Below are 20,695 nucleotides of genomic sequence, written 5' to 3' on the forward strand. Positions count from 1 at the left end.
GCGCGACTCCGCCGAGGCCGCCGGTCGCGAACACCCGTATGCCGGCCGACGGACCCACCGGCCCCGCCGGACTCCTCTGGCTCCGCCGGGGCCAGCCACACCACTCGGTCCGCCACCGCGAGCAGCGCCGGGCGGTGGACCACGAGCAGGACCGTCCGGCCCACCGCGAGGCGGCGGACCGCGTCGACGACGGCCGCCTCGGTCTCGCCGTCGAGGGCGGCGGTCGGCTCGTCGAGGAGGAGGACCGGGCGGTCGGCGAGGAAGGCACGGGCGAGGGCGATGCGCTGGCGCTGGCCGGCGGAGAGGCCGGCGCCGTCCTCGCCGAGCAGGGTCTCGGCGCCGTCCGGGAGTTCGGCGACGAAGTCGGCGGCGCCCGCGTCGCGCAGGGCGGCGCGTACGGCCGCGTCGGTGGCGTCCGGGCGGGCCAGGCGCACGTTGTCGGCGACGGTACCGGCGAAGAGGTAGGGGCGCTGGGGCACCCAGGCGATCCGGGAGCGCCACTGGTCGAGGTCGAGCGCGCCGAGGTCGGCGCCGCCGACCCGGACCGTGCCGCCGGCCTCCGGGGCGGCGAAGCCGAGCACCACGTCGAGCAGGGTCGACTTGCCGGCGCCGCTGGGCCCGACGAGGGCGACGGTCTCGCCGGGTTCGACGGTGAGCGAGGCCGCGTCGAGCGACGGCCGGGCGCGGCCCGCGTGTCGTACCGTCACCCGGTCGAGCTCGATCCGTACGGACGCGGGCACCGCTCTCGTACCGCCGGCCGGGACCGGGTGTTCCAGGACCGCGAAGATCTCCTCGGCCGCGGCGAGCCCTTCCGCCGCCGCGTGGTACTGCGTCCCGACCTGCCGCAGCGGCAGATACGCCTCGGGCGCCAGGACCAGGATGACGAGCCCGCTGTAGAGGTCGAACTCGCCGTGGACCAGGCGCATGCCGATCGCGACCGCGACCAGCGCGACCGAGAGGGTCGACAGCAGTTCCAGCGCGAACGAGGAGAGGAAGGCGATCCGCAGCGTCCGCATGGTCGCCTGCCGGTAGTCGCCGGTGATCTTCCGGATGTTCTCGGCCTGCGCCTTCGCGCGGCCGAAGACCTTGAGCGTGGGAAGCCCGGCCACCACGTCGAGGAAGTGCCCCGAGAGCCGGGAGAGCAGCTGCCACTGCCGGTCCATCCGGGCCTGCGTGTACCAGCCGATGAGGATCATGAAGACCGGGATGAGCGGCAGCGTCACCACGATGATCGCGGCCGAGACCCAGTCCTCGGTGACGATCCGGGCGAGGACGGCGACCGGCACCACGACCGCGAGCCCCAGCTGGGGCAGATAGCGGGCGAAGTAGTCGTCGAGCGCGTCCACGCCCCGGGTCGCGAGCGCGGCCAGCGAGCCGGCCTTCTGCCCGCTGAGCCAGCCGGGCCCGAGCCCGGCGGCCTGCTGGAGCAGCCGGCCGCGCAGCTCGGACTTGACCGCCGCGCTCGCCCGATGGGCGGCGAGTTCGGTGAGCCAGGAGACGAGTCCCCGGCCCGCCGCCACCGCGCCGAGCAGCAGCAGCGGGGTGCCGAGATCGGAAACCGACAGGCCTCGCTGGAAGGCCCCCACCACGACCTCGGCGACGAGCATCGCCTGGGCGATGATCAGCAACGCCCCGACGAAGCCCAGGCCGACGACCGCCGCCAGGAAGAAACGGGTGGCCCTGGCGTACCGGAGCAGTCGCGGATCGATCGGTTTCACGTGAAACATCTCCCGGCTAGAAGGCGTCGCCTAGTGGGCGTCGGCGAGGTGCTGCGTGCCGATCCGCTTGCGGAAGACCCAGTAGGTCCAGCCCTGGTAGAGCAGCACCAGCGGGGTCGCGATCGCCGCACACCAGGTCATGATCCTTAGCGTGTACGGGGTCGACGACGCGTTGGTCACCGTCAGGCTCCACGCCGGGTTGAGCGAGGACGGCATGACGTTGGGGAAGAGCGTCAGGAAGAGCATCGCCACCGCCGCGACGATCGTGACGCCCGAGAGCGCGAACGACCAGCCCTCGCGCCCGACCCGGATCGCCGCGATCGCACCGACCAGCGCCACCACGGCGATCACCATCGCGACCAGGCTTCCGCCGTCGCCCTTGTCGAGCTGCGTCCAGACGAGGAAGGCGAGCGCGACCGCCGCCGTGACCAGACCCAGCTTGAGCGCGAGCGCCCGGGCCCGGGTTCGGATGTCGCCGACCGTCTTGAGCGCCGCGAACACGGTGCCGTGGAAGGTGAAGAGGGTGAGCGTGACCAGGCCGCCGAGCAGGGCGTACGGGTTGAGCAGGTCCCAGAAGTCGCCCACGTACTCCAGGTTCCGGTCGATCTTCACCCCGTGGACGATGTTGCCGAAGGCCACGCCCCACAGGAAGGCCGGAATGAGCGAGGCCCAGAAGATGGCCTGCTCCCAGTTGCGCTGCCAGCTCTCCTCGGGCCGCTTCACGCGGTACTCGAAGGCGACGCCGCGGACGATCAGACAGACCAGAATGATCAGCAGCGGCAGGTAGAAGCCGGAGAACAGCGTCGCGTACCACTCGGGGAAGGCGGCGAAGGTCGCGCCGCCCGCGGTGAGCAGCCACACCTCGTTGCCGTCCCAGACGGGACCGATGGTGTTGATGAGCACGCGCTTCTCGGCCCGGTCACGGGCGAGCAGCTTGGTGAGGACTCCGATCCCGAAGTCGAAGCCTTCGAGGAAGAAGTAGCCGATCCAGAGGACGGCGATGAGTACGAACCAGACGTCGTGGAGTTCCATGCCTCGATCTCCTGAGCCTCAGTACGAGAAGGCCATGGGCCGGTCGGCGTCGCGGTCCCCGCCGATCCGGGTGGGCGGGTTGAGGTCGTCCTCGGTGAGCTCGGGCGGGCCGGCCTTCGCGTACTTGCCGAGCAGCCTCACCTCGACCACGGCGAGCACGGCGTAGAGGACGGTGAAGACGATCATCGAGGTGATCACCTCGCCCTGGGAGACCCCGGGGGAGACGGCGTCACGGGTGCGCAGCACGCCGTAGACGACCCACGGCTGACGGCCCATCTCGGTGAAGATCCAGCCCCAGGAGTTGGCGATCAGCGGGAAGGCCATCGTCCACAGGGCGACGAGCCAGTACCACTTGCCGATCCTCGGGCTGAGCGCCTTGTTCTTGAAGAGGACGAGATGCGGTGCCTCGTCCTCGCCCACCCTCAGGGCGGGGGCCAGCATGAACTTCTTGCGGGTCAGCCAGAGGCCGAGCAGGCCCAGCGCGAAGGACGCCATGCCGAAGCCGATCATCCAGCGGAAGCCCCAGTACGCGACCGGGATGTTGGGCCGGTAGTCGCCGGGCCCGAACTTCTGCTGCTCGGCCTTGTTGACGTCGTTGATGCCCGGGACGTACGAGCTGAAGTCGTCGTTGGCGAGGAAGGACAGCAGACCCGGGATCTCTATGGCCACCGTGTTGTGGCCCTTCTCGACGTCGCCGTAGGCGAAGACGGAGAAGGGAGCGGGTGCCTCGCCGTCCCACAGCGCCTCGGCCGCGGCCATCTTCATCGGCTGCTGCTTGAACATGACCTTGCCGAGCAGGTCGCCGCTGACCGCGGTGAGCATGCCGGCGATCACGACGGTGACCAGACCGAGCCGCAGCGAGGTCTTCATCACCGGGATGTGCCGCTTGCGGGCCAGGTGGTAGGCGGCGATGCCGACCATGAAGGCGCCGCCGGTGAGGAAGGCCGCCGAGAGGGTGTGGAACATCTGGTTGAGGGTGGTGTTCTGGGTGAGCACCAGCCAGAAGTCGGTGAGCTCGGCCCGCCCGCGCGCCCCGTTGATCTTGTAACCGACCGGGTGCTGCATCCAGGAGTTGGCCGCCAGGATGAAGTACGCCGACAGGATGGTGCCGATCGACACCATCCAGATGCAGGCCAGGTGGATCTTCTTCGGCAGCTTGTCCCAGCCGAAGATCCACAGGCCGATGAAGGTCGACTCGAAGAAGAACGCGATCAGCGCCTCGAAGGCGAGCGGGGCGCCGAAGATGTCACCGACGAAGCGCGAGTAGTCCGACCAGTTCATGCCGAACTGGAACTCCTGCACGATGCCGGTGACCACACCCATCGCGATGTTGATCAGGAAGAGCTTGCCCCAGAACTTCGTCGCCCTGAGGTACTTCTCCTTCTCGGTGCGCACCCAGGCCGTCTGGAGCCCGGCGGTGAGCGCCGCGAGCGAGATCGTCAGAGGGACGAAGAGGAAGTGGTAGACGGTGGTGATACCGAACTGCCAGCGCGCCAGTGTCTCTGGCGCCAACGCGAGGTCCATATGGTCCACGTCGCCTTCTCCTTACATCGCCGTGGTGCACAATCGGCAGTTTGCCCGCTTGATCCCTCCCATTCCGGGAGGAACAGGGACACGCTTGTGAACGCGTTCACATTCACAAGCATTATGGCTCATACGAAATCCGTACCTTCAGTCGGGGGTCCCGTACCGAAGGTCACCTCTTCCCAAGACCTTCAACATATTGTTGAATCCGGGCCATGACCCTTCGGATACGCATCTCCTGGCCGGCCGGACACACCACGGCCACCCTCGACGAAACCCCCACGAGCAAGGCGCTCGTGGGGGCTCTGCCGATCTCCGCCACCGCTCGGACCTGGGGCGAGGAGGTCTACTTCGACACTCCGGTCTCGGTCCCGCTCGAGCCCGACGCGCGCCAGGTCGTCGCGCCGGGCACGGTGGCGTTCTGGACGGAGGGCGACGCGCTCGCCCTCCCCTACGGCCCCACCCCGATCTCTACGGACGACGAGCCGCGGCTCGCCAGCCCGTGCAACCTCCTGGGCGCGCTGGACGGGGACCCCCGGATCCTGGCCACCGTGAGGTCCGGCGACCCGATCCGGGTGGAAGTCATCGGCTGATCAGGCCGATCGGACTGAGCGGACTGAGCGGACTGGTCAGACCTGACACCACTGAGCAGACTGATCAGACCGAGCACACCGGTCAGACCTGACACAACCGAGCAGACTGGGCGGACTGACCCGACAGACCGGTCAGGCTGCCGATCAGCCCTGGCGGAAGCCCTCCGCCGTCTTCAGGAACAGGTCGTTCGCCTCGCACTCACCGATCGTGACGCGCACGCCCTCGCCCGCGAACGGCCGCACCACCACTCCGTGCCGCTCGCACTCCGCCGCGAAGTCCATGGTCCGCTCGCCGAGCCGCAGCCAGACGAAGTTCGCCTGGGTGTCCGGCACCGTCCAGCCCTGGGCCACGAGCCCCGCATGGACCCGCTCGCGCTCGGCCACCAGCGAGCCGACCCGCCCGAGCAGCTCGTCCTCCGCCCGCAGCGAGGCCACCGCCGCGTCCTGCGCGAGCTGGCTCACGCCGAACGGCACCGCCGTCTTGCGCAGCGCCGCCGCCACCGGCTCGTGGGCGACCGCGAAGCCCACCCGCAGGCCGGCGAGCCCGTACGCCTTCGAGAAGGTCCGCAGCACCGCCACGTTCGGCCGGTCGCGGTAGAGCTCGATGCCGTCCGGGATGTCGGTGTCGCGGACGAACTCCCGGTACGCCTCGTCGATGACGACCAGGACGTCGGAGGGCACCCGGTCCAGGAAGCGCTCCAGCTCGGCGCGGCGCACGGCGGTACCGGTGGGGTTGTTCGGGTTGCAGACGAAGATCAGCCGGGTCCGGTCGGTGATCGCCGCCGCCATCGCGTCGAGGTCGTGGACATCGCCCTCGGTCAGCGGCACCTGCACCGGGGTCGCGCCGCTGATCTGCGTGATGATCGGGTACGCCTCGAAGGAGCGCCAGGCGTACATCACCTCGTCGCCCGGGCCCGCGGTCGCCTGGATCAGCGACTGGGCGACACCGACCGAGCCGGTGCCGGTGGCGATGTGCGAGACCGGGACGCCGAAGCGGTCGGCGAGCTCGGTCATCAGTCCCGTGCACGCCATGTCCGGGTAACGGTTGAAGTTGGCGGCCGCGGCCAGCGTGCTCTCCATCACGCCCGGCAGCGGCGGATACGGGTTCTCGTTGGAGGAGAGCTTGAAGGCGACCGGTCCGCCCGCGGCGGCCGGCTTGCCCGGCTTGTAGGTGGGGATGCCGTCCAGCTCGGCGCGCAGCTTCGGGCCCGCCGTGCCCGCCGTGCCGACCCCGCTCGTCCCGCTGGTCTCGCTCACTGTGGGTCCTCCTCGACCGTACGTACCACCAATACTCCTCACCTTATGAGGATTCGGCTCTCCTGCGAATGGGCTGTGGACAACGGAGCGGCAACAAGGGGAGCGCGCGTCGGGGTGGCGCGCGCCGGTGGCGAGCGCCGTGGCGCGCATCCCCCGTAGAGGTGAGTTGAGACCTCTTCGAGACCTCCCACCCTCGCCAGGTGCATGGCGGCCAAGGACTACAGCTCTTATGTCAACGACCTGAACACCCTTTGTTTCCTAGGTCGTTGACTACTTTTGATCATGCAGAAACGTACCTGCCCATAACTGCATATGCGACCGGCTCGACCCACCCCCTTCGCCCTACTATCGGCTCGCCATGACAGCAGCAGGGAAGCACCAGGTGAGCCGGGCACAGACCCGGGGAAGCCGGCAGGGCCGGGCGGGCATCCGGGACGTGGCCGCCGCCGCCGGAGTCTCGATCACGACTGTCTCCGACGCGCTCAACGGCAAGGGCCGGCTCCCGGACGCCACCCGCCGTCACGTCCGCGAGGTCGCAGACAGGCTGGGCTACCGCCCGTCCGCGGCCGCCCGCACCCTCCGTACCGGCAAGTCGGGACTCATCGGCCTGACCGTGACCACGTACGGGGATGAACCTTTCACCTTCACCGAGTTCGCCTACTTCGCGGAGATGGCCAGAGCCGCCACCTCGGCCGCGCTCGCCCGCGGCTACGCCCTGGTCATCCTGCCCGCCACCTCCCGTCACGACGTCTGGTCGAACGTCGCCCTCGACGGCACCGTCGTCATCGACCCCTCCGACCACGACCCCGTCGTGACCGAGCTGGTCCGCCAGGGCCTGCCCGTCGTCTCCGACGGGCGCCCCGCCGGCACGCTGCCGGTGACCGCCTGGGTCGACAACGACCACGAAGCCGCCGTCCTCGACCTGCTCGACCACCTCGCCGCCGCGGGCGCCCGCCGGATCGGGCTGCTCACCGGGACGACGACCGACACGTACACCCGGCTGTCCACCACCGCGTACCTCAACTGGTGCGAGCGGGTCGGCCAGGATCCCGTCTACGAGGCATATCCGGCGCACGATCCGTGCGCGGGCGCCGTCGCGGCCGACCGGCTGCTCGCCCGCCCGGACCGTCCCGACGCCGTGTACGGGCTCTTCGACCCCAACGGCACCGACCTGCTCGCCGCGGCCCGCCGCTACGGGCTGCGGGTCCCGGACGACCTGCTGCTCGTGTGCTGCAGCGAGTCCACGGTGTACGCCAACACCGAGCCGCCCATCACGACGCTCTCGCTGAAACCGCGCCGGATCGGCACGGCCGTCGTGCAACTGCTCATCGACGCCATCGAGGGCATCGACACGGACGGACCGGTCGAGCAGGTGATACCGACCGAGCTGATCGTCCGCACCTCGTCGCAGCGCCGCTCGCCGCGGACAACGGTGAGCCCGCCACGGTCTCCCTCGAAGGACTGAACCGGGAGCGGGGGCGGAGGGGGCCGGAAACGGGTCGGGGACGGGGGCGGGGACGAGGTTGGGGGACGGGGGCGGGGGACCGGGGGAAGGGCCGCGGAAGGCCGCGGCTCTTGTGGTCCGGCAGGCGCAAACCATTTGGCGCCCCGGGCCAACCCCTGGTCCGGACCTTCCCAATTCGGGCGAAACACCCGGTGAACCCGGAGTGGACCCGGATTCACCACCCCTGGTGCGTCACACAGGCGGACCCTCATTCCTATGATGGATGGACGACACCGCGGACCACCACGACCAGGCCGGTCCGCGATGTGCAGGGCATCGCGACGGTGGTGGAGGGGTCGATGACGCAGGGGGCCGGGCAGGAACCCGTGGTGCGCACAGCGACGTTGCGTGACTTCCGTGTACCTCCGTACGCCCGGGTGCCCGTCCAGGGCCATGCTCCCGAGCCGCTCCCCACCGACACTCCGCCCTCCGCCGCGCCCACCGCCGGGCCCGCCGACGCCACGCTCCACCTGGCCCAGGCGCCCGAGGCGTACGAGCCCCGCGTGGCCTACGAGTCCACCGAGCCGTACGAGTCCTCCGAGCCGTACGAGTCGCCCGCCCCGTACGAGTCCCCCGAGCCGTACGACTTCTTCGCCGCCGGTGCCGTCAGCGCCGGCCACCCCGGCCATCCCGGCAACGCCTTCCCCGACGACGAGCCGCCCGAGGGGTACACGCCGACCGAGCGCGACCTGCCGGTCATCAACCGCGGCGACACGGTCCAGGTCCACGTCGCCCCGGTGCCCCAGCCGGCCGCCGCGGCGCGCCCCGACGGCCGCGGCCCGATGTACGTGGTGGGCGATGTCCACGGCTATCTCGACGAGCTGCTCGAAGCGCTGCGCGCCCAGGGCATCATCGACGAGAACGGCGGCTGGGCCGCCGGCAACACCCGGCTCTGGTTCCTCGGCGACTTCACCGACCGGGGCCCCGACGGCATCGGCGTCATCGACCTCGTGATGCGCCTGTCCGCCGAGGCGGCGGCCGCCGGCGGCTACTGCAAGGCCCTCATGGGCAACCACGAGCTGCTCCTCATCGGCGCCAAGCGCTTCGGCGACACGCCGGTCAGTTCCGGCGCCGGCACCGCCACCTTCCAGGCAGCGTGGCTGCTCAACGGCGGCCAGAAGCACGACATGGACCGCCTCCAGGACGTCCACATCCAGTGGATGTCCCGGCTCGACTCCATGGCGGAGGAGGACGGCCACCTGCTGCTGCACTCGGACACCACCGCGTACCTCGAGTACGGCGACACGATCGAGGACGTCAACGAGACGGTCAAGGAGACCCTCAACCGCAACGACGCCGACGAAGTCTGGGACCTCTTCCGGAAGTTCACCAAGCGCTTCGCCTTCCGCGACGAGGAGGCCGGCCCGCCGGCCGTCCGCGAGATGCTCGGCACCTACGGCGGCAGCCGGATCGTGCACGGCCACAGCCCCATCCCGTACCTTCTCGGCCAGGTCGGCACGGAGGACGGCGAGGAGGGCGAGCGCCCGCTCGTCGAGGGTCCGCACGTCTACGCGGACGGGCTCGCCATCGCGATGGACGGCGGAGTGACCATGGCCGGAAAGCTGCTGGTCGTGCAACTCCCGCTGCCCGCCTGACGCATTAACCCTACGCATCCGGGGAAGGCGATTTCCCGAAACACCCTGTCACCACGTGCCGTAACCGCAATACCATCGGCTCATCCGTAGCAGGCTCTCCTCCGTTTCCGCCCGAACCGCCGTTTCCCCACGGCCGGTTCCGGCCCTTACGGAGCATCGGGGGATGCACATGAACGTGGCTCCGCACCTGCTGACCGAGGACCGCGCCGAGTTCGAGCGGGTCCTCGACGACGCACTGCGCACCGCGCACGACCATCCGGATCTGGCCGGAATCGGCACCCGGCTGACCACCGCACAGCTGCGCTCGATGGCGCTGAACGCCACGACGCTGATCACGACCGCCGCCGCGGCCGAATACGACCACTTCGTGAAGGTACGGGAGCAGGTCCGCGAGCAGACGCGCACGGTGAGCGGCACGGACGGCGCGGCCGACGAGGGCGGCGCGGGCTTCTTCGCCGTCGTCACCGTCCTCGGCCCGCTCCTCGCGGGCACCGCGGCCGTGATCTTCCTGCTGGTCGGCGCGGTCCTGAAGATGCTCGACCCCGCCCCCGCGTTCGCCGACACCCTGCTCACCGCCGGCCTCCTCTTCGGCGCCGTCGCCGCGGCCGGACTGCTCTGCGCGGCGGCCGGACTGCTGCTCACAGCCCTGCGCAACAGCGCCACCGAAGTCCCCGCCCAGGCCCCCGACGACGAGCTGACACGCGCCAGGGAAGCCTGGTGCCGGGCCCTGGCGGACCGGGGCATCCACCCTTTTCTCCGCGACGCCCTCGCCGCGTCGCCGACCCTGCCCCGCCAGTCGCCCGCGCCGCCGACCGGCCGCATACCCAAGGTCGGCTACAGCGGCCCGGACTTCACCAGCCCGAACGAGGGCGGCACCCCGGCGCCCCGCCCGACCTACACGAGCCCCGACTTCACCAGCCCGGACTTCTCCAGCCCGGACTTCACGAGCCCCGACACCACGAGCTCCGCCGCCATGAGTCCCGACACCACGAGCTCCGACGCCATGAGTCCCGACGCCACGAGCTCCGCCTCCACGAGCCCTGACGCCGGCACGCCGGAGCACCGTCCGGAGTGACCGGCATGCCACCCACCGGCACCAGCCAGGGGTGGCATGCCGTCGTAGGCCGCGGGCGTCAGTCGGCCAGCGGCAGGTAGACCCGGTTCCCGGACGCCGCGAACTCCGCCGACTTCTCGGCCATGCCCGCCTCGATCTCGTCCGCCTTCAGGTCACCGCCGTGCTCGCGCCCGATGTCCTGCGAGATCTTCATCGACTGAAGGATTCCTCTGGAGACGGACACGAAGCCGGCTGAGGAAGCGCAATGATCGCGATTCCGTCCGGCTGGGCGACCGCCAGACGGCTACCGTCCGGATGGAGCGCAGCCACGGGAGTCGGTACGTGGGTCACCCCGTAGCTGCCGACACGCGGTGAGACGCCGACCTCCGGCCACTCCGCAAGAACGGCCCCCGTGGCCACATCGATCAGCCGCGGGTACTCGCACAGCGCGATGACGCCGGCACCGTGCCCGATGAGTGTGCCCATCGGAAGCTCAAGCCGGTGCCTGTGCAGCCATCTCTGCTCCGACAACGACCACACGCCCAACTGCCTGGGCCCCAGCGTTGCAGGGTCGCCCTCGTCGTCATCGTCGGCCTCGTCCTCGCCCGTCGCCACCGCCAGGCGATCGCCGTCGAGCCAACAGGCGGCGTCGATTTCGGCGTCCACCCAGCTCCACGACGGCAATAGGCCCTCGCCATCGAGCACGGCCGGCTCTGTCAGTGCCCGCTCGAGGTCGTACACCCGGGCGATCCCGAACGGACTCCACAGCCAGCCGGCCGAGAGGAGCCGCTTACCGTCGGGGCTCATGGCAAGCCTGGAATGGAAGACGTCAGTCGGCGTCCGCTCGCCATGGGTGAGCCGCTCACCCGTTGCCACGTCCTCGACTTCGATGACTTCATAGGCTTCGGGACAGTGCACCAGCACCTCCCGACCGTCGGAGAGCGCCCCCAGCACCACCGGGTAGTCGAAGTCCTCAGCGTGGTAGTAGCTCCGATTGAGCTCACGAACGATCCGCTGTCCGTCGAGGAGCAGCGCTTTCGTCCCCCGCTCGGTGTACGCAACGGTGTACCGGCCGGACGGCGAGACGACGGCACGGTCGAAGGGGTACGCGTACATGCGTCCTGATGGGTGATCGACGCCGTCGGACGTCCAGCGCCGTCCCCCGTCCACTCTGTCGACGAGGTCCTCCCCGTCCCACACCAACGACCGCACCTTGCCGGTCGCCTTCCACCGCACCACCCCGGTGCTGCTCATCGGTCCCCCTCCATATGCGGACGTACGCCGTACGTCATCGACGCATCATGGCGGAGCAGGCACGGTCGCGTCGCCGGCATTACGGACCCGGCTCATGGTTACGGGCGCTGATTCAGTCCACCAGCGGCAGGTAGACCCGATTGCCCGACGCCGCGAACTCCTTCGACCTCCCCAGCATCCCGGCCTCGTTCTCCTCCGGGGTGGCGTCCGCGTCGCTTCTGCTGATCTTCATCGACTGAAGGGTCGGTCCGCAGATCGGCGGGGTTCCCTCTCCAATCCGTAATCGGAAACCCCCTGGTCACCGACTGTGCGCACCACTAGCGTCGGACTCATCCACGCCACCACCGGGGGACTCATGCACGCCCGCACGACACAGCTGGCGACCTCAGCCGTAGCAGCTGTCATCGGCCTGCTCCTGACGTCAGGGTGTGCCCCGGCGCAGGGGCCGAAGACCGCCACTGGGGCGTCGGCCGCCACCCCGCCGGCCGAGTCCGCTGTGGCACCGCTGACGATGGCCCAGCTCAAGACCCTCGCCCTCAAGAACGGAGAGGTTCCGCAGGCCCACGAGCCCATCGAGGTACAGGAGCCGATGCCGGAGGGCAGCGGGCGCACCTTCCCGCCCGCGTCCGAACCCTCCTGCCAGCCGCTCATCGACGTTCGTTCGGGCAAGGGATCGTTCGCTCACGTCTTCCAGATCTTCAACTGGAAGGAGAACATCATGGGTGGCGGTTCCACACTCGCCTCCTATGAGGACGGCAAAGCCGCGCAGCGCTTCGCGGAACTCAAGCAGGCCCTCGCCACTTGCCAGTCGTACGAGGGAGAAGGCTGGGTAGGGAAGTTCAAGGCGACCGTGAAGACGGAGGCACCGCCGCAGGTCGGCGACGAGGCTGTTGCCTTCCGGGAGATCATCCCCAAGAAGCCGGGGGATCTGGGAGACCGCAACGAGCAGTTCATCGTGGTACGCGCGGGCAACACCATCACCACGTTCTCCGAGCTCAGCGTAGGCAAGAGCTCGTCGTTCCCCACCGAGCTGATCAACCGGCAGGTGGAACGGCTGCAGAACGCTCAGCGATCCTGATCACAGCTCCATGGCTGGCTGACGACCACGGGGCGTCAGCCAGCCATCGGCCACGTCAGTCCGCCAGCGGCAGGTAGACCCGGTTCCCGGACGCCGCGAACTCCGCCGACTTCTCGGCCATGCCCGCCTCGATCTCGTCCGCCTTCAGGTCACCGCCGTGCTCCCGCCGGATGTCCTGCGAGATCTTCATCGAGCAGAACTTCGGCCCGCACATCGAGCAGAAGTGCGCCGTCTTCGCGGGCTCCGCCGGCAGCGTCTCGTCGTGGAACTCGCGGGCCGTGTCCGGGTCGAGGGCCAGGTTGAACTGGTCCTCCCAGCGGAACTCGAACCGCGCGTCCGAGAGGGCGTCGTCCCATTCCTGCGCGCCCGGGTGCCCCTTGGCGAGGTCCGCCGCGTGCGCCGCGATCTTGTACGTGATGACACCGGTCTTCACGTCGTCGCGGTTGGGCAGGCCCAGGTGCTCCTTGGGCGTGACGTAGCAGAGCATCGCGGTGCCCCACCAGGCGATCATCGCCGCGCCGATGCCCGAGGTGATGTGGTCGTACGCCGGGGCGACGTCCGTGGTCAGCGGGCCGAGCGTATAGAACGGCGCCTCCTCGCAGATCTCCTGCTGGAGGTCGATGTTCTCCTTGATCTTGTGCATCGGAACGTGGCCCGGGCCCTCGATCATGGTCTGCACGTTGTGGCGCTTGGCGATCGTGTTCAGCTCACCCAGCGTGCGCAGCTCGGCGAACTGCGCGTCGTCGTTGGCGTCCGCGATCGAGCCGGGCCGCAGGCCGTCGCCGAGCGAGTACGTGACGTCGTACGCCGCGAGGATCTCGCAGAGCTCCTCGAAGTGGGTGTAGAGGAAGTTCTCCTTGTGGTGCGCGAGGCACCAGGCGGCCATGATCGAGCCGCCGCGCGAGACGATGCCGGTCTTGCGGCGCGCGGTGAGCGGCACGTACGGCAGCAGCACGCCGGCGTGCACCGTCATGTAGTCGACGCCCTGCTCGGCCTGCTCGATGACCGTGTCCTTGTAGATCTCCCAGGTCAGCTCCTCGGCCTTGCCGTCGACCTTCTCCAGGGCCTGGTAGAGCGGCACGGTGCCGATCGGCACGGGGGAGTTGCGCAGCACCCACTCGCGGGTGGTGTGGATGTTGCGGCCGGTGGACAGGTCCATGACCGTGTCGGCGCCCCAGCGGGTCGCCCAGGTCATCTTCTCCACCTCCTCCTCGATGGAGGAGGTCACGGCGGAGTTGCCGATGTTGGCGTTGACCTTCACCAGGAACCGCTTGCCGATGATCATCGGCTCGATCTCCGGGTGGTTGACGTTGGCCGGCAGCACCGCGCGCCCGGCCGCGATCTCCTCGCGTACGACCTCGGGGGAGACGTTCTCGCGGATCGCGACGTACTCCATCTCCGGCGTGATCTCGCCACGGCGGGCGTACGCGAGCTGGGTGACCGCCTGTCCGTCGCGGCCCCGGCGGGGCAGCCGCGGCCGGCCCGGGAAGACCGCGTCGAGGTTCTTCAGCCCACCGCCGCGCGGCGAGGTGTGCTTGATGCCGTCGTCCTCGGGGCGGACGGGGCGACCCGCGTACTCCTCGGTGTCGCCGCGCGCGATGATCCAGTTCTCGCGCAGCGGCGCGAGACCGCGCCGCACGTCGGTGTCGACGGCGGGGTCGGTGTACGGGCCGGACGTGTCGTACAGCGTCACGTCCTTGCCGTTGGTGAGGTGCACCTGGCGAACCGGCACCCGGATGTCGGGGCGGGAGCCCTCGACGTATCCCTTGTGCCAGCCCGGCGTGCGCTCCCCCTGACCGCTCTGCGGGTCGTTCTGGTCGGAGGCAGACGTGCGTGCATCCTGAATGGTCATGAGACCGAATCTCCCTACGCCGGCATTACCCGGTAACAGGTTCGGCGGTCGGCGCAGCGAAACTTCAGCGCCCTCTCAGCCCGGTGCTCCGAGCTCCCGCGTGTGCAAAGGTGCCACCACGCTAGCGTCAATCCTGGCGTGCTGAACAGTGGGCCCTTGACGCTCTTGCGATGATCGGGCGGTGACTTCGACGCACCAGACCCCCGAACCGCATGGTCACGAGGGCCATGGCGGCCACGACCACCCCCACTCCCCCGGGCATTCCCACGGCCACGGCCACGGCCATGGTCCGGCCGCGCCCGTCTCCCGGCATCTGCGGAAGGTCATCGCCGCGGTCCTCATCCCCTTCGGCGCCGCCGTGCTCGTCGGGCTCGTGATGCTGTGGCCGGGCGGCACGCCGGCGCACCAGCGCACGGGCGTCGGCTTCGACCGGCAGACCGAGCAGGGCCGGGTGGTCTCCGTCGCGCACGTCGACTGCAAGGAGGTGCACGTCAGCTCCCCGGGTCAGTGCGAGAAGGCCACGGTCGAGGTCACCACGGGCCCGAACAAGGGCCGTACCTTCACCGAGGTCGTCCAGCCCGACGCGCCGCGCCAACTCCACAAGGGACAGGGCGTGGTGGTCGCGTACGCGCCGGACGCGCCGCCCGAGCTGCAGTACTCGGTCACCGACGTGAACCGGAAGCTGCCCGTCGCGCTGCTCGCCGGAATCTTCGCGCTGGCCGTCGTGGTCGTCGGCCGGATGCGCGGGGTGATGGCGCTGGTCGCGCTCGCCGCGAGCTTCCTGGTGCTGACCCTCTTCATCCTGCCGGCGATACTCCAGGGCTCGAATCCCCTGGTGGTCGCCGTCGTCGGGGCGAGCGCGATCATGCTGATCGCGCTCTACATGTGTCACGGACTCTCCGCGCGCACCTCGGTCGCGGTGCTCGGCACTCTGGTCTCGCTGCTGCTGACCGGGCTGCTCGGCTCGCTCTTCGTCGGCTGGGCCTCGCTCACCGGGAACACGGACGACAACACCGGTCTCATCCACGGCCTCTACCCGCAGATCGACATGTCGGGTCTGCTGCTCGCCGGCGTCATCATCGGCTCGCTCGGCGTGCTCGACGACGTGACGGTCACCCAGACCTCGGCCGTCTGGGAACTCCATCAGGCCGACCCGGGCATGGGGCCGCGGGGGCTCTACCGGGCCGGCATCCGGATCGGCCGGGACCACATCGCCTCGGTGGTGAACACCCTGGTACTCGCCTACGCCGGCGCTGCGCTGCCGCTGCTGCTGCTCTTCTCCATCGCGCAGAGCAGCGTGGGGACGGTGGCCAACAGCGAGCTGGTCGCCGAGGAGATCGTCCGCACGCTGGTCGGCTCGATCGGTCTGGTCGCGTCGGTGCCGGTCACCACCGGCCTCGCGGCCCTCGTGGTCGCGGCCGACCGCCCGGGTCCGGCGGGGCGGGTGGCGCGCGGGGGAACGTCACGAGGGGTACGGGGCGGCCGGCGGCGCCGGGCGAAGTGACGGCACGGGACGAGGCCTGGCGCGCGGCCGGAGGCCGGGTGGGGCGCCGGGCCGGGTGCCGGGCGACGTGACGGTACGGCGCCGGGCCGGGTGCGGGGCGGGCGGGGGGGTGAGGCACTCGGTCGGGGCTCGGGGACCCGGCCGGGGCTCAGCCCGCGTTCTCCTCCGCGAGGATCCGGCCCAGTGCCGCCTCCAGGTGGTCCTCGAAGTCACCGAGCGTGCGTTCCTGACCGAGCGGTACGAGCTTGTCCGTACGGTCGAGGAAGGCGACGAGCGGCGGGGCGCTGGCCCGGAACAGGGCGCGGTCACCGCCGACCTGAAGCCGGATCATCACGTCCGACAGGCCCTCGGGTTCGGTCGGCGCGATGTGCACATCGCCGTCCCCGCTCGGCCTGTTGATCCCGTCGAGCAGCAGCTCGCGGCCGAACGCCCAGGTCACCGGCGCGTCTCCGGGCAGGTGGAAGGTCATCCGCACCGCGTACGGGTCGCGGGTCTCGTACCGCAGTTCCACCGGGATCCTGAAGGAGAGCTCCTCGGAGACGAGGAAGCTCATCAGGACCTCGGCCTGAACCGTCTCTCGCATCATGTACCCCGCAGTAAGTGGAAGTTTTGACGCAATCGTGCTGTAAGCCCTAGCAGATCACAAGGAGTGATTTTTCAGATACTGATAGAGAAGGCGAGCGAACTGAAGAGCCCTCCGATCTCGCACCGTAGCCATTCGACTGCGGGCAGCAACCGTTCTTCCTGGTGAAGCGGCAGGGAAATCGCCATCGTGGCCGCCGTGGAGCCCGCGGTGACGGGAATGGCGGCGCAGACCGTGCCGAGCGCATATTCCTGACGCTCCACCAGGGGCTCCATTCGCCCCAAACCTTCCAAACGGTCCAAAAAGGCACGCCGATTACGCACCGTATACGGGGTGATGGATTCCACCGGGTGGCGATCGAGGTGGTCTTGACGGCTCTTCGGATCGAGCTGGGAGAGCAGGCACTGCCCGATGGCGTGCGCGTGGCCGGTCTCCTTGAAGTTCGCCCACTCCTCGACCGCGGGGTTCGCGGGAGTGTCGGCGACGGAGACGAGCTCGATCTCGCCGTCGCGGTAGATCGCGAAGTAGACGGGGACGCCGATGACGTCCCGCCAGCGGGCGAGAGAGTCTTCCACCTTGGTGCGACGATTCTGCACAGCTTTGCCACCGACCAGCCGGGCGACGGCGTCGCCGAGGACGAACACGCCCTTCTCGCGGCGCAGATAGCCCTCGTGCGTCAGGGTGCGGAGCAGGTGGTACGCGGTGGGAAGCGGGAGTCCCGCCTCGCGCGCGAGCTGTTTGGCGGGGGCCCCGTCCTCGTGGGAGCCCACGGCCTCGAGGAGTCTCAGCGCCCGCTGCACCGAGCCGATCAGAGTAGGAGCAGCGGGCTGCGAAGCAGTGGCCAAAGGTCACCCCCAGGCGTGTCGACGAGTGCGTCGCACCCGCCCGCGGGGGCCGCCCCCGCGCGCCCGCCGCGGCCTGGGACCGCGGAGGTTTCGCCTGTGGTTCCCGGGGCGGCAGAGGTTTGCCACTCTAATGGCAGGCCCCAGGGCCACATGGGTTTCGACCTGCGCGTTCCCCCGGCCGGGCTAACGCCCGGCGAGGCGTGCTACCAGTCCCCCCGCGAGGTGTTCGACGCCGTGAACTTCTTGACGACGTAGATCAGACCGCCGACCAGCGCCACGAAGACCAGCACCTTGAAGAGCAGCCCGAACACGATGCTCAGCACCGTGGTGATCAGACCGCCGAAGACCGCCAGAGCGATGACGGGTATGGCGATCCACTTCACCCACCACGGCATCCCCGCGAGAATCTCCTTCACCGCCATTGCGCTTACCTCATCTCCGAAGAGTCCGGGCCCGTTGACCCCGACCGGCGCGCTCTGCGCCGGACACACTTCGATGCTAGGGGCGCACCCCGTGCGAGCGGGGGCCTCACGGCCCCCGCTCTTCCCTGATCCGACCCCTAGGGGTCCGGGCGTCCGGGGCAGCCGATGGGGCAGCGGATCGGGCAGCCGATCGGGGTGGGCGGCCGGGTCATGCCTCCGGCGGCGAGAACACCACCAGGACCCGCAGGTCCTCGCTGATGTGGTGGAACCTGTGCGTCACCCCCGCCGGCACGTACACGACGCTGCCCCGCGCCACCGAGGTCGTCTCGTCCCCGACCGTGATCGAGGCCCGGCCGCTCACCACGAAGTACACCTCGTCCTGCCCGTGCGGCCCCTGCGGATCGGTCTGGCCCGCGTCGAGCGCGTACAGCCCGACCGACATGTTCCGCTCACGCAGGAACTGCAGATAGGCGCCTTCGTTGGCCGCCCGCTCCACGTCCAGCTCGTCCAGCCGGAATGCCTTCATCCTTCGCCCGTCCTTAGTCCTTGGCTGTGGCCGGATTGTGCTGCCACGATCTGACACATGAAGAATTTCGTCCTCAAGACCCTCGCGAACGCGGGTGCCCTCGGGGTTGCCGTATGGCTGCTCCAGGACATCACACTGACCGGTGACAGCACCGCGAAGAAGGCATGGACGCTGATCCTGGTCGCCCTGGTCTTCGGCCTGGTGAACTTCCTGGTGAAGCCGGTCGTAAAGCTACTGACGTTTCCGCTCTTCGTCCTGACGCTCGGTCTGATCACCCTGGTCGTCAACGCCCTCATGCTGCTCCTGACGTCCTGGCTGGCCGACCAGCTCGACCTCAGCTTCCACGTCGAGGGCTTCTGGACCGCCGTGCTCGGCGGTCTGATCATCTCGGTCGTCTCCTGGGCGCTGAACGTCGTCCTCCCCGAATCCGACTGAGGCCGCCGTGACCTACCGCGTCTGTTTCGTCTGCACGGGCAACATCTGCCGCTCGCCGATGGCCGAGCACGTCTTCCGGGCCCGCGTGGCCGAGGCCGGTCTGGCCGGCCTGGTGGAGGTGGACAGCGCGGGCACCGGAGGCTGGCACGAGGGCGACGGCGCCGACCCGCGCACGGTCGCCGTCCTGGACGAGAACGGCTACGGCTCCGCGCACACCGCCCGGCAGTTCCGGGCCTCCTGGTTCCCCGCGCTCGACCTGGTGATCGCCCTCGACGAGGGCCACGCGCGCGAGCTGCGGCGGCTCGCCCCGACCCCCGAGGACGCCGCGAAGATACGGCTGCTGCGCTCCTACGACCCCGAAGCGGGAGCCGGTGCGGGAGCCGGTGCAGGGGCCGGTCTCGACGTGCCCGATCCGTACTACGGGGGCCGGGACGGCTTCGAGCAGTGCCTGGAGATGGTGGAGGCGGCGAGCGAGGGACTGCTCGCCGCCGTGTGCGAGCAAGTGAAGGAGCGCACGGCATGAGCAGCGCGGACGGCACGACCGACGGCGGCATCGGCGACGGCACCCGGGCGGTACGGGCCGGCCTGCCCGAGCCGGTGAAGTACGAGCCCACCCTGCCGGGCCCGGTCTTCGCGGCCCACTTCCACCTGCCCGGCGAGCCCACCGGCCCGTACACCTACGGCCGCGACGAGAACCCCACCTGGACCCATCTGGAGCGCGCCATCGGCGAGCTGGAGGCGCCGGGCGAGAGCGGCGTCGAGACGCTGGTCTTCGCGTCCGGCATGGCCGCCGTCTCCGCCGTGCTGTTCTCGCAGCTCAAGGCCGGCGACGCCGTCGTCGTCCCGTCCGACGGCTACCAGGCCCTGCCGCTGGTGCACGAGCAACTGCGCGCGTACGGCGTCGAGGTGCGCTCCGCGCCCACCGGCGGCGACGCCCAGCTGTCCGTCCTGGCCGGGGCGAGGCTGCTGTGGATCGAGACCCCGTCCAACCCGGGGCTCGACGTGTGCGACCTGCGCCGGATGGCGGCCGCCGCCCACGAGGCCGGCGCGCTCGTCGCCGTCGACAACACCCTGGCCACCCCGCTCGGCCAGCGGCCCCTCCAGCTGGGCGCCGACTTCTCGGTGGCCAGCGACACCAAGGGCATGACCGGGCACGGCGACGTGCTGCTCGGCCACGTCAGCTGCCGCGATCCGCGGCGGGCCGCCGAGGTCCGGCGCTGGCGCAAGATCGTCGGCGCCATCCCGGGCCCGATGGAGGCCTGGCTCGCGCACCGCTCGCTGGCCACGCTCCAGCTGCGCCTCGACCGGCAGTGCGCCACCGCGCTCGCCCTCGCCGAGGCGCTCGCCGCGCATCCGGACGTCACCGGGCTGCGCTACCCCGGTCTGCCCGGGGACCCCTCGCACGAGGTGGCCGCCCGTCAGATGCGGCGCTTCGGCTCCGTCGTCTCCTTCGAGCTGCGCGACCGGGAGCGGGCCGAACGCTTCCTGGGCGCGCTGCGCCTGGTCGAGGAGGCGACCAGCTTCGGCGGGGTGCGGTCCACGGCCGAGCGGCGCGGCCGCTGGGGCGGGGACGCGGTGCCGGAGGGCTTCGTCCGCTTCTCGGTGGGCGCGGAGGACCCCGAGGACCTCATCGAGGACGTCCTGCGAGCCCTCGACGAGACCGCCAAGGACGCCGGATAGCGGGGCCGGACAGCGGCGCCGGACAGCGGCCGCCGGACAGCGTGACAGGGGCGCTCCGAACCTCCCCCCTCGTGGCTCGGAGCGCCCCTGTTCCCCTTGCGGGTTCCTGTGCGGACAACCGCCCGAACAAGGCTAGTTGACTCTGCGTCAGTGTCCAATCACGGTAGCGACAGCGACCTATCGACTTATTTATAGTTGGACGGTTCAGTCGAACGGACACAGGGCCGGGAGGGTGCGGA

General features: G+C 69.9%; 19 protein-coding genes and 1 pseudogene. 9 read left to right on the forward strand and 11 right to left on the reverse strand.

Annotated elements, in window-relative coordinates:
• From cydD to ACWEJX_RS30555, 3 genes are all read right to left on the reverse strand, one after another.
• The coding region (cydD, locus tag ACWEJX_RS30545; RefSeq protein WP_451610659.1) for a thiol reductant ABC exporter subunit CydD at nucleotides 1-1,727 on the reverse strand (1,727 nt) is incomplete at its 3' end.
• 21 nt (nucleotides 1,728-1,748) lie between these two features.
• Nucleotides 1,749-2,750, reverse strand: coding sequence for a cytochrome d ubiquinol oxidase subunit II (cydB, locus tag ACWEJX_RS30550; RefSeq protein ID WP_451610660.1), 1,002 nt, complete (start codon nucleotides 2,748-2,750; stop codon nucleotides 1,749-1,751).
• 18 nt (nucleotides 2,751-2,768) lie between these two features.
• A complete protein-coding gene (locus tag ACWEJX_RS30555; protein ID WP_451610681.1) occupies nucleotides 2,769-4,274 on the reverse strand; it encodes a cytochrome ubiquinol oxidase subunit I in 1,506 nt (501 codons plus the stop codon).
• Between the two features lie 215 nt (nucleotides 4,275-4,489).
• On the opposite strand from ACWEJX_RS30555, the gene ACWEJX_RS30560 reads away from it, so the two are divergent.
• A complete protein-coding gene (locus tag ACWEJX_RS30560) occupies nucleotides 4,490-4,867 on the forward strand; it encodes a cyclophilin-like fold protein (RefSeq protein WP_451610661.1) in 378 nt (125 codons plus the stop codon).
• 144 nt (nucleotides 4,868-5,011) lie between these two features.
• Here ACWEJX_RS30560 and hisC read toward each other — a convergent pair whose 3' ends face one another.
• Entirely contained in the window at nucleotides 5,012-6,124 is a 1,113-nt protein-coding gene (gene hisC / locus ACWEJX_RS30565; RefSeq protein ID WP_451610662.1) for a histidinol-phosphate transaminase, read from the reverse strand.
• 358 nt (nucleotides 6,125-6,482) lie between these two features.
• On the opposite strand from hisC, the gene ACWEJX_RS30570 reads away from it, so the two are divergent.
• The 3 genes from ACWEJX_RS30570 to ACWEJX_RS30580 all read left to right on the forward strand — a co-directional run bounded on the left by ACWEJX_RS30570 (nucleotide 6,483) and on the right by ACWEJX_RS30580 (nucleotide 10,298).
• A complete protein-coding gene (locus ACWEJX_RS30570; RefSeq protein WP_351658196.1) occupies nucleotides 6,483-7,589 on the forward strand; it encodes a LacI family DNA-binding transcriptional regulator in 1,107 nt (368 codons plus the stop codon).
• Between the two features lie 338 nt (nucleotides 7,590-7,927).
• Complete coding sequence (locus ACWEJX_RS30575) at nucleotides 7,928-9,223, forward strand: metallophosphoesterase (protein ID WP_451610663.1); 1,296 nt, start codon at nucleotides 7,928-7,930, stop codon at nucleotides 9,221-9,223.
• Nucleotides 9,224-9,386: 163 nt separating this feature from the next.
• On the forward strand, nucleotides 9,387-10,298 hold the full coding sequence (locus tag ACWEJX_RS30580; protein ID WP_451610664.1) for a hypothetical protein: 912 nt from the start codon (nucleotides 9,387-9,389) through the stop codon (nucleotides 10,296-10,298).
• Between the two features lie 58 nt (nucleotides 10,299-10,356).
• Here ACWEJX_RS30580 and ACWEJX_RS30585 read toward each other — a convergent pair.
• Both ACWEJX_RS30585 and ACWEJX_RS30590 read right to left on the reverse strand, forming a co-directional pair.
• Nucleotides 10,357-10,539, reverse strand: a pseudogene (locus tag ACWEJX_RS30585) (phosphomethylpyrimidine synthase ThiC); the annotation flags it as partial.
• Nucleotides 10,488-11,531: a hypothetical protein gene (locus ACWEJX_RS30590; RefSeq protein ID WP_451610665.1), complete on the reverse strand. Its 1,044-nt coding sequence runs from the start codon at nucleotides 11,529-11,531 to the stop codon at nucleotides 10,488-10,490. The pseudogene ACWEJX_RS30585 and the gene ACWEJX_RS30590, both read right to left, overlap by 52 nt.
• Nucleotides 11,532-11,886: 355 nt before the next feature.
• On the opposite strand from ACWEJX_RS30590, the gene ACWEJX_RS30595 reads away from it, so the two are divergent.
• Nucleotides 11,887-12,609 carry a hypothetical protein gene (locus ACWEJX_RS30595; protein WP_451610666.1) on the forward strand — a complete coding sequence of 241 codons (723 nt, stop codon included), beginning with the start codon at nucleotides 11,887-11,889 and terminating at the stop codon, nucleotides 12,607-12,609.
• A gap of 55 nt (nucleotides 12,610-12,664) precedes the next feature.
• Here the strand turns inward: ACWEJX_RS30595 and thiC are convergent, their stop codons facing one another.
• Nucleotides 12,665-14,461, reverse strand: coding sequence for a phosphomethylpyrimidine synthase ThiC (thiC, locus tag ACWEJX_RS30600; RefSeq protein WP_451610667.1), 1,797 nt, complete (start codon nucleotides 14,459-14,461; stop codon nucleotides 12,665-12,667).
• Between the two features lie 181 nt (nucleotides 14,462-14,642).
• Between thiC and ACWEJX_RS30605 the strand changes: the two genes are divergently transcribed.
• Nucleotides 14,643-15,965 carry a YibE/F family protein gene (locus tag ACWEJX_RS30605; RefSeq protein WP_451610668.1) on the forward strand — a complete coding sequence of 441 codons (1,323 nt, stop codon included), beginning with the start codon at nucleotides 14,643-14,645 and terminating at the stop codon, nucleotides 15,963-15,965.
• A 148-nt stretch (nucleotides 15,966-16,113) separates the two neighbouring features.
• Here ACWEJX_RS30605 and ACWEJX_RS30610 read toward each other — a convergent pair whose 3' ends face one another.
• The 4 genes from ACWEJX_RS30610 to ACWEJX_RS30625 all read right to left on the reverse strand — a co-directional run bounded on the left by ACWEJX_RS30610 (nucleotide 16,114) and on the right by ACWEJX_RS30625 (nucleotide 18,341).
• Nucleotides 16,114-16,548, reverse strand: a complete 435-nt coding sequence (locus tag ACWEJX_RS30610; RefSeq protein ID WP_403794939.1) for an SsgA family sporulation/cell division regulator — start codon at nucleotides 16,546-16,548, stop codon at nucleotides 16,114-16,116.
• Nucleotides 16,549-16,622: 74 nt separating this feature from the next.
• Nucleotides 16,623-17,393 carry an IclR family transcriptional regulator gene (locus ACWEJX_RS30615; RefSeq protein WP_451610669.1) on the reverse strand — a complete coding sequence of 257 codons (771 nt, stop codon included), beginning with the start codon at nucleotides 17,391-17,393 and terminating at the stop codon, nucleotides 16,623-16,625.
• 203 nt (nucleotides 17,394-17,596) lie between these two features.
• Entirely contained in the window at nucleotides 17,597-17,809 is a 213-nt protein-coding gene (locus ACWEJX_RS30620; RefSeq protein WP_403794936.1) for a DUF5326 family protein, read from the reverse strand.
• A 214-nt stretch (nucleotides 17,810-18,023) separates the two neighbouring features.
• A complete protein-coding gene (locus ACWEJX_RS30625; RefSeq protein WP_451610670.1) occupies nucleotides 18,024-18,341 on the reverse strand; it encodes a cupin domain-containing protein in 318 nt (105 codons plus the stop codon).
• A gap of 57 nt (nucleotides 18,342-18,398) precedes the next feature.
• Here ACWEJX_RS30625 and ACWEJX_RS30630 point away from each other — a divergent pair, with 57 nt between their 5' ends.
• Genes ACWEJX_RS30630 through ACWEJX_RS30640 form a run of 3 tightly spaced genes read left to right on the forward strand, consistent with a single transcriptional unit; the run spans nucleotide 18,399 to nucleotide 20,456 of the window.
• A complete protein-coding gene (locus ACWEJX_RS30630; RefSeq protein WP_403794428.1) occupies nucleotides 18,399-18,776 on the forward strand; it encodes a phage holin family protein in 378 nt (125 codons plus the stop codon).
• A gap of 7 nt (nucleotides 18,777-18,783) precedes the next feature.
• Nucleotides 18,784-19,299, forward strand: a complete 516-nt coding sequence (locus tag ACWEJX_RS30635) for a low molecular weight protein-tyrosine-phosphatase (RefSeq protein ID WP_451610671.1) — start codon at nucleotides 18,784-18,786, stop codon at nucleotides 19,297-19,299.
• Nucleotides 19,296-20,456, forward strand: a complete 1,161-nt coding sequence (locus ACWEJX_RS30640; RefSeq protein ID WP_451610672.1) for a cystathionine gamma-lyase — start codon at nucleotides 19,296-19,298, stop codon at nucleotides 20,454-20,456. The genes ACWEJX_RS30635 and ACWEJX_RS30640 overlap by 4 nt, the downstream gene beginning before the upstream one ends.
• The last annotated feature ends 239 nt before the right edge of the window (nucleotides 20,457-20,695 follow it).

This window comes from Streptomyces sp. NPDC004788 (genome assembly GCF_053601115.1).

Excerpts from the sequence above, each read along its gene's own strand:
- ACWEJX_RS30630 (WP_403794428.1), top strand. The coding sequence starts at position 18,399 with ATGAAGAATTTCGTCCTCAAGACCCTCGCGAACGCGGGTGCCCTCGGG.
- cydB (WP_451610660.1), bottom strand. The coding sequence starts at position 2,750 with ATGGAACTCCACGACGTCTGGTTCGTACTCATCGCCGTCCTCTGGATC.
- ACWEJX_RS30570 (WP_351658196.1), top strand. The coding sequence starts at position 6,483 with ATGACAGCAGCAGGGAAGCACCAGGTGAGCCGGGCACAGACCCGGGGA.
- ACWEJX_RS30575 (WP_451610663.1), top strand. The coding sequence starts at position 7,928 with ATGACGCAGGGGGCCGGGCAGGAACCCGTGGTGCGCACAGCGACGTTG.
- ACWEJX_RS30610 (WP_403794939.1), bottom strand. The coding sequence starts at position 16,548 with ATGCGAGAGACGGTTCAGGCCGAGGTCCTGATGAGCTTCCTCGTCTCC.
- ACWEJX_RS30595 (WP_451610666.1), top strand. The coding sequence starts at position 11,887 with ATGCACGCCCGCACGACACAGCTGGCGACCTCAGCCGTAGCAGCTGTC.
- ACWEJX_RS30625 (WP_451610670.1), bottom strand. The coding sequence starts at position 18,341 with ATGAAGGCATTCCGGCTGGACGAGCTGGACGTGGAGCGGGCGGCCAAC.
- ACWEJX_RS30590 (WP_451610665.1), bottom strand. The coding sequence starts at position 11,531 with ATGAGCAGCACCGGGGTGGTGCGGTGGAAGGCGACCGGCAAGGTGCGG.
- thiC (WP_451610667.1), bottom strand. The coding sequence starts at position 14,461 with ATGACCATTCAGGATGCACGCACGTCTGCCTCCGACCAGAACGACCCG.
- ACWEJX_RS30560 (WP_451610661.1), top strand. The coding sequence starts at position 4,490 with ATGACCCTTCGGATACGCATCTCCTGGCCGGCCGGACACACCACGGCC.
- ACWEJX_RS30580 (WP_451610664.1), top strand. The coding sequence starts at position 9,387 with ATGCACATGAACGTGGCTCCGCACCTGCTGACCGAGGACCGCGCCGAG.
- ACWEJX_RS30555 (WP_451610681.1), bottom strand. The coding sequence starts at position 4,274 with ATGGACCTCGCGTTGGCGCCAGAGACACTGGCGCGCTGGCAGTTCGGT.
- ACWEJX_RS30640 (WP_451610672.1), top strand. The coding sequence starts at position 19,296 with ATGAGCAGCGCGGACGGCACGACCGACGGCGGCATCGGCGACGGCACC.